Genomic DNA, 13,090 nt, shown 5'->3' with positions numbered 1-13,090 from the left:
GCGATCCCGCGGTCCGGGTGCGCTTCCTACGAGCCGGAGGCGTACAGACACGTTGGACACCACACCGACACCGCAATACCGGATCAACGACCAACTCGCCTTCACCTGGATCGGGCACGGAACCTGGCTGATCCGCACCGCCACCGGAAAGCGGCTGCTGATCGACCCCTGGGTGGCCGCGAATCCGGCCGCGCCCGAGCACGTCAAGACCATCGACCGGATCGACCTGATGGCCATCACCCACGGCCACGTGGACCACGTCAGCGACGCCGTGGACCTCGCCACCGCGCACCGGCCCACCGTCCTCTGCCCGATGGAGCTGGGCAAGTGGCTGGTGAAACAGGGCGTGGACGAGGACTCCGTGGTCGGGTTCAACAAGGGCGGCACCGTGCAGCGGCACGGGATCACCTTCACCATGGTCCACGCCGAGCACTCCTCCTCGACCCCCGACGGGACCTACACCGGCAACCCCGTCGGGTATGTGATCACCTTCGAGAACGGCTTCCGCGCCTACTTCTCCGGCGACACCGACGTCTTCGGCGACATGGCGCTGATCCGCGAACTGGAAGCGCCCGACGTGGCGTTCATCCCGATCGGCGACTTCTACACCATGGGCCCGCGGCGCGCCGCGAAGGCCGTGGAGCTGCTCGGGGTGAAGACCGTGGTGCCGCAGCACTACGGCACCCGGGAGATGCACACCGGCCGCCCGCACCAGCTGCGCGCGCTGGTGGCCGAGGACGTCACCGTCGTCGAGGCGCGCCCCGGGCAGACCATCTGACGGCCGGCCGTCCGGCAGTCCGTGAACGACATGCCGTCAACCACGGTCCGATTCCCGCGACTCCAGTGCACACCACCGACCCATCGCTCCCCCTACCTCGATCCGAGAACGAGAACGAGAAAGAGGAACACCATGGGAACCTTCGCCGTTGACCAGGCGGAGCGCGAGCTCTACGCGATTCGCCGCGGAGGCGAGGACGTCCTCAAGCACGCCAACTACGTGCTCGGCCCCGAGGTCGAGCTGCTCGAAGGCCACCTGGCCAGGGACTTCGGTATCCGGCACGCCGTGGGCTGCAACTCCGGCTTCGGCGCACATCTGCTGTCCCTGCTGGCCCTCGGCATAGGACCGCTGGCCGGTGACACGGTGCTGGTCAGCGCCTTCTCCCCGGCCAGCTTCGCCGGCGCGGTGCTGCGCCGCGCCGCCACCGTCAAGCTCGCCGACGTCGCTCCGGGCGATGTGCACCTGGCCGCGGAGGGGGTGCACGGCGCGGCCCGCGAGGTCCAGGCCATCGTCGTGCACCACCTGTTCGGCGCCGCCGCCGACATGCCGGCGATCCTGAAGGCCGCCGAAGGCACGCCGATCATGGAGGTGGCCAGCTACTCGCTGGGCGCCACCATCGACGGCAGGCGCGTCGGCACCTTCGGCACGATCGGCACCGCCGACCTGCGGGAGAAGACCTCGCTCGGGGCGTACGGCGACGCCGGCCTGATCCTCACCGACGACGACGTCACCGCGAGCCGGCTGCGCGAGATCCGCCGCGAGACCGGCTGCTCGGAGGTCTTCACCGGGATCACCGCGGGCAACTTCCACATGGACACGCTGCACGCCGCGATCCTGCTGCACAAGCTGGAGTTCCGGGCCGCCGAGGCCCGGCAGCGGGCCCTGGCCGGCAAGGCCTTCCTCGACGCGCTGGCCTCGGCGGGCGTCACCGAGCTGACCGTCCCGCCCGGCCGGCAGGAGACCACCCGCCTGGTGGTGCTGGCCGAGCAGCGGGACGAACTGGCCCGCCAGCTGAACAGCCGCACCGTCAAGGCCCGGCCCTGGTGGCCGGTGCCGATCCACCTCCAGCCGGGCTTCCGTGAACTCGGCTACGCCCGGGGCGACTTCCCGAACGCCGAGAACGTGGCCGCGCGCAGCCTGGAGATCCCGCTTCCGCAGAGCGCTGCCGAGGCGGAGCACGTCGCCGGACTGGTCGCGGAGTTCTACGGCCACCGGTAGCCGACCGGGGGCGGCGGACGCCGGGCCGCCGCCCCCGGCCTCCCCACCGGACCGAACGCACCGGAAGGAGACCAGAAGGAGCCCCGCCCGCCCGGCCTGCCCGAACCGCGCCCCGGAGGCCGCTGCGTGCCCACCCCCACCCCGACCCCGTCCGCCCCTCCCGCTCCCCAGCGCCGCTATCTGATCCTGGGCATCTGCTGCTGCAGCCTGCTGATGGTCAGCCTGGACAACACCGTCCTCAACGTCGCCCTGCCGGACATGAAACGGGACCTGCACGCCTCCGTGCCGTCCCTGCAGTGGACCATCGACGCCTATCTGATCGTCCTGGCCGCGCTGTTGATGCTGTCCGGCTCGCTGGCCGACCGGTTCGGCCGCCGCCGGGTCTTCCGGATCGGCCTCGGCGTGTTCACCGCCGGTTCGCTGCTCTGCGCCGCCGCTCCGGACCAGGACTGGCTGGTGGCCTTCCGCATCGTGCAGGCGGTCGGCGGCTCGATGCTCAACCCGGTGGCGATGTCCATCATCACCAACGTCTTCACCCAACAGCGGGAGCGAGCCCGGGCGATCGGGGTGTGGAGCACGGTACAGGGAGTGAGCATGGCGGCCGGGCCGGCGATCGGCGGGCTGCTGGTGGACACCGCGGGCTGGCGGTCGATCTTCTACATCAACGTGCCGATCGGCATCGCCGCACTGCTGCTGGCCGCGCGGTTCGTTCCGGAGTCCCGGGCGGAACGCCCGCGCCGGGTGGACCCGGTGGGCCAACTGCTGGTGATCGCGCTGCTCGGCACGCTGATCTACGCCATCATCGAGGCCCCGACCGCCGGGGCGACCTCGCCGGGGATCCTGGGCTGCACGACGGTGGCGGCCGCCGCACTGGTGCTGCTGGTCTGGTACGAGGCCCGGCACCAGGAGCCGCTGATCGACCCGCGGCTGTTCCGCCAGCCTCAGTTCGCCGGGGCCGTGGTCGCGGCGATCGGCGCCTTCGCAGCGCTCGGCGGCTTCCTCTTCCTCACCGCGCTCTACCTCCAGGACGCGCGCGGCTTCTCCGCCCTGCGCACCGGCGTGTACCTGCTGCCGATGGCAGTGATGACGATCGTCTGCCCGCCGATATCGGGTCGGCTGGTGGGCAGCCGGGGGCCCCGCATTCCGCTGCTGCTCTCCGGCGCGGCGGTACTGGCCTGCGGGCTGCTCTCGGCACTGCGGCAGGCGCATGCGGGGACGGCCTCGCTGTTCGCCGGATTCGTCCTGTTCGGGATCGGCTTCGGGCTGGTCAACGTGCCGGTGACGAACGCGGCGGTGTCCGGGATGCCGCGCGCCCAGGCGGGCGTGGCGGCGGCGGTGGCCTCGACCAGCCGGCAGATCGGGCAGGCGCTCGGGGTGGCGGTCATCGGCGCGGTCTACGCCCAGGCGCTGCGCTCGGGAGCGGACCAGGCGGCGGCCTTCCGGCCGGGCTGGTGGGTGGTGGCGGTCTGCGGGGCGGTGGTCCTGCTGGTGGGAGCGGTGGCCGCAGGCCGTCCGCCCCGGCCGGAGCCCGCGGCCGAGGTCAACCTGACCACCGGGGCGCGGGGTTGAGGTCGGGCGCGGTCCGCTCTTGTCGATGAGGTGCAGCACGTCCCGGCCGACGGCGAGCGCGCCGATGGGCCGGGGGAGCGCCGGGTACGCGGCCGCGGCAGCGGTGGGTACGGACCGGGGTGCGGCGGACGCCGCCCCGGCGACCGGCAGCGGCAGCGGTAGGGCGAGCGCGAGCACGGCGGTGCCCCCGGCCGTGGCCACCGCGCGCGAGGGCTTTGCCGCCTGCATCCGTCCGTCCTCGTAGCCACCGGCATTCGGCCGAAGAGGTGAACGCCACTCCGGGCCCGCCCGTGCGCGGCCCGGTACCGCCGCGCGGTGTTCCCGCTGATGACGGAGCATCGAGGAGGAGCCCATCGCCCGGACGGCGGGAACACCGCGGCGGGCCGGTCACGTGTCCGCGCGGGAGGAGCCATGCCAGACGCCGAGCCCTCGGCGCGTTCCGGCTGGTGGGCCGTGCTGGCGGGGGCAGTGCGCGAGGCGAGCCCGCTCCGGCCCGGGACGCCCGACCCCGGGGCCGTCCTGCGGGGCGTGCTCGGCGTCCTGCTCGCGGTCACCGTCGGCATGCTCCTCGGCACACCGGCGGACGCCGCGCTGACGACCATCGGCGCACTCCTGACCGGCATCCCGTCGCTGATGCGCCCGCTGCACCATCCGGCCGCGGTCGCGCTCGTCCACACCGCCTTCCTCACCGTCTCCGTCTTCCTCGGCGGACTGACGGGGACCCGGCTTCCGCTGTACCTGGTGCTGCTGGCGGTCCTCGGGTGCCTCATCGGGCTGACCCCGGCGGCCGGCAGCCGGGCCGTCGGCATCATCGCCAACCAGACGGGCATCGTCTTCCTCATCGGCGGCGCGCTGGCGCAGGGTCCGTCCGAGGCACTGCAACTGGCCGCCCACTTCGCGTTCGGTGGCCTGATGCAGGTCCTCACCCACCTCGTCCCGCCCGGCCGGCCCCGCCTCGCCGCACCACGCGCCAGGGTGGGCACCGCATACACCGTCCTCGCCGATCACGCCGCCGCGCTCGTCGACCGCCCGGACCGCCGCCTGCCGGCCACCACGCTGCTCAACGCGCGCCGGGCCCTGGACGGACCGCGGGGCACGTCCGCGCGGCGGCTCGCCCCCTTGTACGCGCTGCTCGCCCACGCCGACGCGTTCAGCGCCGACCTGCCCGCCCTGGCACAGGCCCGGCCCGCCGACGACCTGCCACGCGTCGCCGCCCTGCGGTCCGCGGAGGACGGACTGCGGGCCCTCGCCCAGGCCATCCGGCAGGACACCCCCTGCGCGCTGCCGCCCTCCATTCCCCGCACCTTGCTGACCGCCGCCGAGACCAGCCCCGCGCTCGCCCCGGCCCGGCCCATGGCGGACCGGCTGCGCGCGGCCGAGCAGCTCACCGGTCCCGGAGCCGGCGCCGCGGCCGACCGTGACACGGTCCCGGCGGCCCGCGCCCGCCGCCCGTCGGCCTGGCACGAACTGCCGGACCAACTCCGCACCGGACACTCACCGTTGCTCCGCCACATGGTGCGGCTGCCCATCGCCCTGGTCCTCGCCGACCTGCTGGGCCACACCATCGGAACCTGGGGCGGACACGGCCTGACCCGCCACGGCTTCTGGATCCCCCTGACCGTCCTGCTGGTGCTGCGCCCGGAACTCACCGCCACCCTCCGCAACGGCTGGGCCCGCGGCGTGGGCGCGGTGGTCGCCGTCCTGGCCGTCAGCGCCCTGCACCGCGCCGCCTCCCCGACGCCCGAGACGGCCCTGCTGGTCGTGGTGGTGTGCGCTGCGTTCGCCTACCTCACCTTCAACAGCGAGATCCTGAAAGCCTTCTGGATCACGGCGTGGGTCGTCCTCGTGCTCTCCGCGGCAGGCGAGCTGGAGGCGAAGGTGGCCTGGGGCCGGGCCGCCGCCGCTGTGACCGGCTGTGGCATCGCCCTGCTCGCCTACCTGCTCTGGCCCACCTGGCACAAGGACGCCTACCCGGCCCGACTCCGCACCTGGGCCACCGCCCAGCAGACCGAATTCGCCCTGCTCTGCCACGCCTGGGCCCACCCCGGCACCCTCGACCGCGCCGAACTGGACCGCGCCCGCCGGCGCCGCCGCTCCGCCCTCGCCCTGCTGTGCACCGCCACCGACAACATCGCCGCCGAACCCGCCCGGCACGGCCCGTGGACCGCCGGGACGGCACGGACCGCGACCGGCTGCGCGACCCGCATCGCCCAGCGGACGAGGGCGCTCGAAGGTCTGCTCCCGGGTACGGACGATCCCGGGCTGCCCGAAGCGGCGGAGCTCGGCACAGCGCTCAGGACAGTCCTGCGGATGCCGCCCACCGCCCCATGGACACCCGCCGACGGCGAGGACCTGCGCCGGGCCGCCGGACGCGCCACCGACCCGGCCCTGACGGACACCCCGGCCGCCGCCGAACGGGCCCGGATCGCCGACGACATCCTCACGGACGCGCTCGCCCTGCGGGCCCTCGTCGTCCACTCGGCGCTGGGAGCGGCAGCCGGTGCCGACGCCTACTGCGGGAGCGCCAAATCACGCTGATACCAGCTGCCTTGCTTACCGCCGAGGTCGGCCGGGTCAGCCGGGCCGACCAGGAAGAACCCGGTTTTGACCAGTACTTTCCGGGACGCGGCATTCTCGTGGGCGGCGGCCGCCCGCAGTGTGCGCAGCCCGTGCCGCGAGACCGCCAGTCGGCACAGTTCCCGAACGGTCGCGGTCGCCACGCCGCGGCCGGCGACGTGCTGCGCGACCCGGTAGCCGAGGTCCGCGGTGCGGTCTTCGATGTCGACCAGGTTGAACCTGCCGAGTACCGCGCCGTCTTCGGTGACGAGCACGTAGAACGCGCAGATGCCGGCTTCCTGCTCAGCCAGCAAGGCGTTGTACCGGTCGGTGAACCGGTCGAAGAAGTCGTCGCCACGGTCGGAGATCGAGGCGGCGAAGTAGGCGCGGTTCGCCAGTTCGAAGGCCAGGACCGCCGGGGCATGGTCGGCATGCAGGCGCGTCAACTCGGGCACTGCCAGACTGTACGCCTCCCACGCCCCGAAGGGGCGCGGGACGGTTCCTATGCGGCTCCGCCGCGTGGGCGCGACCAGCCACAAAGAGCCCGCAGTTGACGCACTGCGCTCCCCGCGGAGCGCCTAGCCTCCGGCGGCGACGAGTGCTTCGCGGTGGGCGCGGAGCCAGTCCAGGGAGTGCTCCGCGTACTCCGTCAGGCCGACCGGGCACAGCAGGACGTCCAGTGGGACGTCCGGGCCGCCCTGCCCGCGTCGCTGTTCGTAGAGCGCGCGGCCGCCGGGGGAGGTGACCGTGATGCCGAGGTCCGCGACATCCGGGCCGGAGCTGTAGGGGAGTTGGTGCTCGCCATGCGTGCAGGACGCGTCCGCGTAGTGCGGCAGCGCCTTCTCCAGCGCCGTGATGACTTCCCCGACCAGTTCCAGGTCCGGCTCGTGGGCGACGTACCAGCTCAGCGCCACGACGACCAGCAGGTGCCCGGGGCGGGCCCCCTCGTCCGCCCACCCCAGCTGCCCCGCCTGGAAGGAGATCTCCTCGTGGACGTCCGTCCCCGGACTCGGGTAGCCGTGCAGCAGCGCGTCCAGAGTGTTGATGGTGGTCATGGCCCCCGCCGGCAGGCGGGGCGGGATGTCCGTGGCCGAGCCCGGCTCGACGACGTCCATGGCGATCCGCGCCAGACCGGCCACGTTGCGCGGGCAGCGCCACGCCTCCCGCGGAAAGTCCTCTTCCCAGTCGAGGCTCTCGTCGGCGAGCCCGCGCAACTGCTCGGCGAGGTACTCGTCGTACTCGTCCTCGTGCTCCTGATACGGGTGCGCCTCGTGCGCACAACTGTGGTCGCGCAAAGCGTCGTCCGTGGCCTTCAGCGCGGCCATGAGCTTCGGTGCGACGTCGTCGCCGAGGCTCCATGCGACATAGGGGGCCATGAGCAGCAGACCTATCGTCCAGACGTGGGCCGACTCCCCGCCGGGGTCGGCGGCGAGCCGCGCCGCGCAATCCAGTGCGGCCTGGTCGTACTCGTCGTTGTAGGCGGTCTCGTAGTCCTCGCGTATCGCGTTCCAGGTGGCGGAGAGCTCGTCGACGGACAGGTCGTCATTCATGTGCATCGGGCGAGCCTAAGGCGTCTGTCCGACAGATCGGGGGGCGGGCTCCCTTGCCTGCGTCCCGAAGCGCCCTGCAGCGGCCACCGCTCAAGAAGTCTACAGCTGTATACTTTTGTGAAAGATACTTCGCATCACCACAGAGTGCAGGCGTGCGAAGCGGGTCCACGAGAGGGAAACGCGATATGAACCTCAACCTGACCGGCAAGCGTGCGTTCGTTACCGGTTCGAGCGCGGGGCTCGGTGAGGCCACTGCGAAGTTACTGGCGGCCGAGGGGGCCGCGGTCGTGGTCCACGGCCGGGACAAGGGCCGTGCGGAGAAGGTCGCGTGGGAGATCCGCGAGGCCGGCGGGACGGCCGGCGCGGTCGTCGGTGACCTCGCCGACGACCGCGCCGCCGCCGACGTCGCCCGCGCCGCCACGGCGGACGGCCCCGTCGACATCCTCGTCAACAACGCCGGTTTCTACCGGCACTTGTCCTGGGTCGAAGCCACCCCCGACGACTGGCGCGACACTTACAACGTCAACGTCGTCTCGGGTGTCCGCATGATCCAGCACCTGGTCCCCGCCATGCGCGAACGCGGCTGGGGCCGTGTCGTCACCATCGGCGGCGGACTCGCCTCCCAGCCGATGGACGCCCACCCCCAGTACAACGCCACCCTGGCCGCCCGGCACAACCTCGCCGTCTCCCTCGCCCGCGACCTCAAGGGCACCGGCGTCACGTCCAACATCGTCTCGCCCGGAGCGATCCTCGTCGACGCCACCAAGGACCTCATCACCGGCATCGGGCCCGCCCGCGGCTGGGGCCGGACCTGGGAGGAGATCGAGCCCCACGCCGTCCAGGCCTTCATCCCCAACGACCAGGAACGCTTCGGTGAACCCGAGGAGATCGCGGCAGCCGTCGCCTACCTCTGCAGCGACTACGCCCAGTACATCAGCGGAGCCACCATCCGGGTCGACGGCGGACTCATCCGCTCCGCCTTCTGAGCACACGAGCCCGTGTGGCTACCCGTCGGTTCCGGGCACGGACGTGCCGCCCGCCTCGCGGACGACCGGTTCGAGCATGTCGGCGAGGAGAGCGGCGAGGCGGCCGTCGTCGGCCGTGACGAGCGCGGTGGTGCCGACGACGCTGCGCAGCAGCCACGTTCCGGCGACCAGCGCGAGGGCGAGCTGCGCGCGGACGTCGGCGTCCGATCCGTCGAGCAACCCCGCGAGGCGGGCGCCCACATGGCGTTCCACGCCCTGCCGGACGATGTCCGCCGCCTCCGGATCCGGTGCCGAGCGCAGCAACAGGAGGAACGGGTCGAGCTGTTCGGCACCCGATGCGGTGCGCTCGGCGAGCGTGCAGGCGATGGTGCCCGCCAGACCGGTGCGTTCGTCGCCGACGACGGTCGGCGGTGCGAAGGCACGATCGACGGCCTGCGCGAACAGGCCTTCCTTCGAGCCGAAGTAGCGGTTGATCATCATCGCCGTCACGCCCGCCCGCTCGGCGATCCGGCGCACCCCGGCCCCGGCGTATCCGTGCTCGGTGAACTCCACGACCGCGGCGGCGAGAATCGCCTCGCGTGTCGCGACGCCGTCGCGCTTGCGGGCAGGTGGTGCAGTGTTCATGGCCAGGAGCATACGGGGCGCCGATGCAGCTGCCTCGGCATACCGTCAGGGGCGTCGGGCGAGGGCCTGCTCCGCGGACTTCGCTGCACTTCGCCGAAGGGCCCGCGGAGTCCGTACGACTCCGCGGACCCGGACCACAACAGGCAGGTCTGCCCCGGTTGTTACTCGGTGCGCAGGCCGTCCGGGCGCATCAGCCGCAGCAGCGGGGGCAGGCTGAGCACGGTCACGAGCAGCACGATGCCGGCGCTGATGCCGGTCATGGCGGCGACCGAGGTCCAGTCGATGACGACGGGAACCTTGCTCATCGCCGCCAGGACGGCGCCCAGTGCCAGGCCGATGGCGGTGGCGAGCAGGAGTCCGAGGGCGATCGGGATCGCCGTCTGCCACAGGACGGACAGGCTGAGCGTCCCGCGCCGGGTGCCGATGGCGACCAGTGCCGACAGCAGTTTCTTGCGCTCGCGCAGCTGCTCGAGCTGGGATACCAGCATGCTGGCGCCGATGAGGACCAGGACGCAGGTCGCGCCGATGTACAGGCCGGTGCGGATGGTCGCGTACTGGTTGTCGGTCTTGGTGGCGCGCAGGGGCAGGAAGGCGAGCGTCGGGTCCTCCCGGAAGGCGAGGGTGCGTATGCGTTCCATGCCGTCGGGGTCGTCCTTGTCGAGCTGCACGTACACCTGGCTGTCCAGGCGTTGGCCCAGGGCCTTGGGCGCGGCCTTGGGGGTGGTCAGCACGCCGGACTCGCGGGAGCCGGAGGGGCTGGGGCGGGACGGCACGGTGCGGGCGTCCTTGGGGAGGGTCCACTTCACCGGCTTGTCGGAGTCCGGACCGTCGCTGAAGGCGGGCCCGGCGTAGAGGGTCTTGCCCGGCACGGTGACGGCCCTCTCCCCGGGGCGCTCGTGGTCGCCGCCGGTGAGGACGAAGGTGTCGCCGTCCTTGCAGGAGGGCAGGGTCGCCAACTCGCGCAGTGCCGCGCAGCTGCCGATGGTCATGCTCCCGATGGAGTCGAAGGGCGGGTCCTTGGGCTCGGCGGCCAGGCCGATCCTGTCCAGCCTGGTCGTCCTGGCGATCCCGGGCGTCTTCGCCAGGCGCTCGGCGAAGGCGTCGAAGCGGTCTGCCGCAGGGGTGCCGGGCGGGGCCGAGACGGCGGCGGCCGCGCGGCCCGGGTCCTCGCCGGTCTTCTCGGTGTAGTCGCCCGCGACGCCGGTGAACAGCATCTGGAGGGCGATGGCTCCGGCCACGGCCACGGCGATGCCGTTGACCAGGCGGGCTGCGGTGCCGCTGCTGATCTGCAGGCGGCGCACGGCCAGTTGCCAGGCCACCGGGCCGCGGCCGCCGAGGCGGGCGACACAGGTCTCGACCAGCCAGGGCAGCAGGGCGGTGATGCCGACCAGCAGCAGCGCCACGCCGCCGATGACCTGCCACTGGTTGAACTGCCCGCTGTCGTTGCCGTGGCCGCGCAGCGGGAGCAGCAGGGCGAGGCCGCCGAGCGGCGGCAGCAGGCGCCACCAGATGCGGCGCCTGGCCGGCTTGGAGGTGCGGACCACTCCGAGCGGTTCGATCACCACGCCGCGCAGGGCGAACAGGGTGACCGCGAAGGCCGCGGCGGGCACGGCGACGGCGACGAGGGCCGCGAGCCACGGGCTCGGGTCGAGGTCGGCGGGGAAGACGCTGCGCTGTTCGAGGACGATCCGGTCGGCGAAGTGCCGTACGAGAAGGAAGAATCCGGCCCCCAGGCCCAGTCCGGCCAGGGCGCCGGCGAGGGCCTCGCCGGCCGCGATGCGCCGGGTCATGCGGCTGTCGGTGCCGATCAGCCGGAGGGCGGCCAGGCGGCGGTCGCGGCGCTCGCCGCCGAAGCGGACGGCGGCGGCGATGAAGACGGCGACCGGCGTCAGGAGTGCGACGAAGACCGTGATCATCAGGAGGACCAGAACGGGATCGAGGCGCTTGGCCACGACGTGGCTCCCGAAGCCGGTGATCCGCTGGATCATGACGCCGTACGGCTGGATCGTTTCACTGCCCTGGTAGAAGGCGAGTTCGCCCGGGCCGGACAGGCCCTCGTCACCGATGATCGCGGTGATCCTGCCGCCGAGCCGTTCGCGCAGCAGGGCGCCCTCGCCGGACTTCAGCAGCTTGTCGAGGGCGGGGGAGACCGCCAGTTCGCCGGGGGCCGGGAATTTCTGCAGGCCCGGCGGTAGCGGGGCATCGGGGCCCTCGGGCCGCAACTGGCGGCCGTAGACCTGGTATTGGCGGAAGGGGGTGTTGGCGTCCGCGATGAGGAGGGTGTCGCGGCCGGGCCGTTCGGCGGTGGGGGCGCCCATGGTGCTGCGGGCGTCGCCCCGGGTGTCGCGGGCGGCGAGCGCGCCGGGCAGGGCCGTCGTGAGCAGCAGCAGGGCCACGCCCAGGCCGACGCCGATGCCGGTCAGCAGCGTGCGCGTCCAGCCCTCGCGGCCGCCGCTCACGGCGAACCGGGCACCCATGCGGAGGTCACGGGCCCATGTCCGCAAGGAGTTTCGGGAAGTGCTGCGGGAACTCATGCGGTGCGCTCCATGCTGCGCGCGCGGCCGTCCCGCACGACGATCTCGCGGTCGGAGTAGGCGGCCACGCGGGCCTCGTGGGTGACGAGCACGACGGCGGCGTCGGTGGACCGGGCCGCCTCGGTGAGCAGTTGCATCACGCGCTCGCCGTTGAGGGAGTCGAGCGCACCGGTGGGCTCGTCGGCGAAGATCACGCGCGGGCCGGTGACGAGGGCACGGGCGACGGCGACGCGCTGGCCCTGTCCGCCGGAGACCTGGCCGGGGCGCTTGTCCTTGAGGTCGTCGACCTCGAGCTTGTGCATCCACTCCAGGGCGACGGCCTCGGCCTGCTTGCGTTTGGTTCCATTCAGGCGCAGCGGCAGGGCGGCGTTCTCCAGGCAGGTGAGCTCGGGGACGAGCTGGCCGAACTGGAAGACGAAGCCGAACTCGCCGCGGCGCAGGGCGCTGCGCTCGGCGTCGGACATGGCGGTGAGCTCGCGTCCCGCGTAGGTGACGGTGCCGGAGTCCGGAGTGACGATGCCGGCCAGGCAGTGCAGAAGCGTGGACTTGCCGGAGCCGGAGGGACCCATGACGGCGACGACCTCGCCGGCGTGGATGGAGAAGTCGGCGCCGTCCAGGGCGTCGGTGGGCCCGTAGGCCTTGCGCAGGCCGGTGGCGGCGAGCAGGCGGTCGGCGGGTGTCATCGGCGTATCTCCTGGGCGAGGCGGTCGAGGCGGGCGGCGGTGAGTTCGAGCCAGCGCAGGTCCGCTTCGAGGTGGAACAGGGCGTGGTCGCAGACGAGCTGGTCGACGAGGTCGCCCTTGCTCTTGCGGAGGGTGAGGGTGCGCATGAGGCGCAGGTGCTCGGCGCGCTGGGCGTCGAGCAGGTCGGCCGCGTCGCGGCCGGTCAGCAGCGCGAGGGCGACCTTGGTGTAGAGGGTCGACTGCAGGTACGGCTCGGGCTTCTCGGGCCGGGCGAGCCAGGCCTCGACATCGGTGACGCCGGCGTCGGTGATGGCGTACCGCTTGCGCTCGGGACCGCCGCCGCTCTCCACCCCCTCGACTTCGACGAGGCCGTTCTTCAGCAGGCGGGACATGGTCGAGTAGACCTGGCCGTAGTGGAGCGGCCGTTGGTGCCCGAACTTCTCGTCGAATGCGCGCTTGAGGTCGTAACCGTGACGTGGCCCGGCTTCGAGGAGGCCGAGGAGGGTGTGGCCGATGGACATGCCGTCGACAGTACATGCGGTGTATACCCCCTCTGTATACACAGGGCGTATAGCGGGCGAACGTGATCGTG

General features: G+C 72.6%; 12 protein-coding genes. 6 read left to right on the top strand and 6 right to left on the bottom strand.

The window, feature by feature from the left end:
• The first annotated feature begins 52 nt into the window (after positions 1 to 52).
• The 5 genes from ACLHRZ_RS00895 (at position 53) to ACLHRZ_RS00875 (ending at position 6,103) form a co-directional block, all read left to right on the top strand.
• Positions 53 to 778, top strand: coding sequence for a metal-dependent hydrolase (locus ACLHRZ_RS00895; RefSeq protein ID WP_490416209.1), 726 nt, complete (start codon positions 53 to 55; stop codon positions 776 to 778).
• A gap of 132 nt (positions 779 to 910) precedes the next feature.
• The gene (locus ACLHRZ_RS00890; RefSeq protein ID WP_490416208.1) at positions 911 to 1,996 is read left to right on the top strand and encodes a DegT/DnrJ/EryC1/StrS family aminotransferase; all 1,086 of its coding nucleotides are present in this window, start codon (positions 911 to 913) and stop codon (positions 1,994 to 1,996) included.
• 126 nt (positions 1,997 to 2,122) lie between these two features.
• Complete coding sequence (locus ACLHRZ_RS00885; protein WP_490416207.1) at positions 2,123 to 3,565, top strand: MFS transporter; 1,443 nt, start codon at positions 2,123 to 2,125, stop codon at positions 3,563 to 3,565.
• Positions 3,566 to 3,590: 25 nt separating this feature from the next.
• Positions 3,591 to 3,809, top strand: coding sequence for a hypothetical protein (locus ACLHRZ_RS00880; protein ID WP_490416206.1), 219 nt, complete (start codon positions 3,591 to 3,593; stop codon positions 3,807 to 3,809).
• 167 nt (positions 3,810 to 3,976) lie between these two features.
• Positions 3,977 to 6,103, top strand: a complete 2,127-nt coding sequence (locus ACLHRZ_RS00875; protein WP_490416205.1) for an FUSC family protein — start codon at positions 3,977 to 3,979, stop codon at positions 6,101 to 6,103.
• Here ACLHRZ_RS00875 and ACLHRZ_RS00870 read toward each other — a convergent pair.
• Both ACLHRZ_RS00870 and ACLHRZ_RS00865 read right to left on the bottom strand, forming a co-directional pair.
• A complete protein-coding gene (locus ACLHRZ_RS00870) occupies positions 6,076 to 6,576 on the bottom strand; it encodes a GNAT family N-acetyltransferase (protein WP_490416204.1) in 501 nt (166 codons plus the stop codon). The genes ACLHRZ_RS00875 and ACLHRZ_RS00870 overlap by 28 nt on opposite strands.
• A gap of 123 nt (positions 6,577 to 6,699) precedes the next feature.
• The gene (locus tag ACLHRZ_RS00865) at positions 6,700 to 7,677 is read right to left on the bottom strand and encodes a hypothetical protein (protein WP_490416203.1); all 978 of its coding nucleotides are present in this window, start codon (positions 7,675 to 7,677) and stop codon (positions 6,700 to 6,702) included.
• A 179-nt stretch (positions 7,678 to 7,856) separates the two neighbouring features.
• Here ACLHRZ_RS00865 and ACLHRZ_RS00860 point away from each other — a divergent pair, with 179 nt between their 5' ends.
• Positions 7,857 to 8,657 (top strand): SDR family NAD(P)-dependent oxidoreductase, encoded by an 801-nt coding sequence (locus tag ACLHRZ_RS00860; protein ID WP_490416202.1) that lies wholly within the window; start codon positions 7,857 to 7,859, stop codon positions 8,655 to 8,657.
• Between the two features lie 18 nt (positions 8,658 to 8,675).
• Here the strand turns inward: ACLHRZ_RS00860 and ACLHRZ_RS00855 are convergent, their stop codons facing one another.
• From ACLHRZ_RS00855 to ACLHRZ_RS00840, 4 genes are all read right to left on the bottom strand, one after another.
• Complete coding sequence (locus tag ACLHRZ_RS00855; RefSeq protein WP_490416201.1) at positions 8,676 to 9,281, bottom strand: TetR/AcrR family transcriptional regulator; 606 nt, start codon at positions 9,279 to 9,281, stop codon at positions 8,676 to 8,678.
• A 161-nt stretch (positions 9,282 to 9,442) separates the two neighbouring features.
• Positions 9,443 to 11,815: an FtsX-like permease family protein gene (locus ACLHRZ_RS00850; RefSeq protein ID WP_490416200.1), complete on the bottom strand. Its 2,373-nt coding sequence runs from the start codon at positions 11,813 to 11,815 to the stop codon at positions 9,443 to 9,445.
• On the bottom strand, positions 11,812 to 12,498 hold the full coding sequence (locus ACLHRZ_RS00845; protein ID WP_490416199.1) for an ABC transporter ATP-binding protein: 687 nt from the start codon (positions 12,496 to 12,498) through the stop codon (positions 11,812 to 11,814). The genes ACLHRZ_RS00850 and ACLHRZ_RS00845 overlap by 4 nt, the downstream gene beginning before the upstream one ends.
• Positions 12,495 to 13,019 (bottom strand): PadR family transcriptional regulator, encoded by a 525-nt coding sequence (locus ACLHRZ_RS00840; protein WP_490416198.1) that lies wholly within the window; start codon positions 13,017 to 13,019, stop codon positions 12,495 to 12,497. The genes ACLHRZ_RS00845 and ACLHRZ_RS00840 overlap by 4 nt, the downstream gene beginning before the upstream one ends.
• Positions 13,020 to 13,090: the final 71 nt, after the last annotated feature.

The organism is Streptomyces sp. AM25, from assembly GCF_058146165.1.
This window is presented reverse-complemented; position numbering and strand designations above follow the sequence as displayed.

What these genes read in the sequence shown, in the direction of transcription:
- ACLHRZ_RS00890 (WP_490416208.1), top strand. Translation starts at nt 911, where the DNA reads ATGGGAACCTTCGCCGTTGACCAGGCGGAGCGCGAGCTCTACGCGATT.
- ACLHRZ_RS00880 (WP_490416206.1), top strand. Translation starts at nt 3,591, where the DNA reads ATGAGGTGCAGCACGTCCCGGCCGACGGCGAGCGCGCCGATGGGCCGG.
- ACLHRZ_RS00875 (WP_490416205.1), top strand. Translation starts at nt 3,977, where the DNA reads ATGCCAGACGCCGAGCCCTCGGCGCGTTCCGGCTGGTGGGCCGTGCTG.
- ACLHRZ_RS00865 (WP_490416203.1), bottom strand. Translation starts at nt 7,677, where the DNA reads ATGCACATGAATGACGACCTGTCCGTCGACGAGCTCTCCGCCACCTGG.
- ACLHRZ_RS00860 (WP_490416202.1), top strand. Translation starts at nt 7,857, where the DNA reads ATGAACCTCAACCTGACCGGCAAGCGTGCGTTCGTTACCGGTTCGAGC.
- ACLHRZ_RS00855 (WP_490416201.1), bottom strand. Translation starts at nt 9,281, where the DNA reads ATGAACACTGCACCACCTGCCCGCAAGCGCGACGGCGTCGCGACACGC.
- ACLHRZ_RS00850 (WP_490416200.1), bottom strand. Translation starts at nt 11,815, where the DNA reads ATGAGTTCCCGCAGCACTTCCCGAAACTCCTTGCGGACATGGGCCCGT.
- ACLHRZ_RS00845 (WP_490416199.1), bottom strand. Translation starts at nt 12,498, where the DNA reads ATGACACCCGCCGACCGCCTGCTCGCCGCCACCGGCCTGCGCAAGGCC.
- ACLHRZ_RS00840 (WP_490416198.1), bottom strand. Translation starts at nt 13,019, where the DNA reads ATGTCCATCGGCCACACCCTCCTCGGCCTCCTCGAAGCCGGGCCACGT.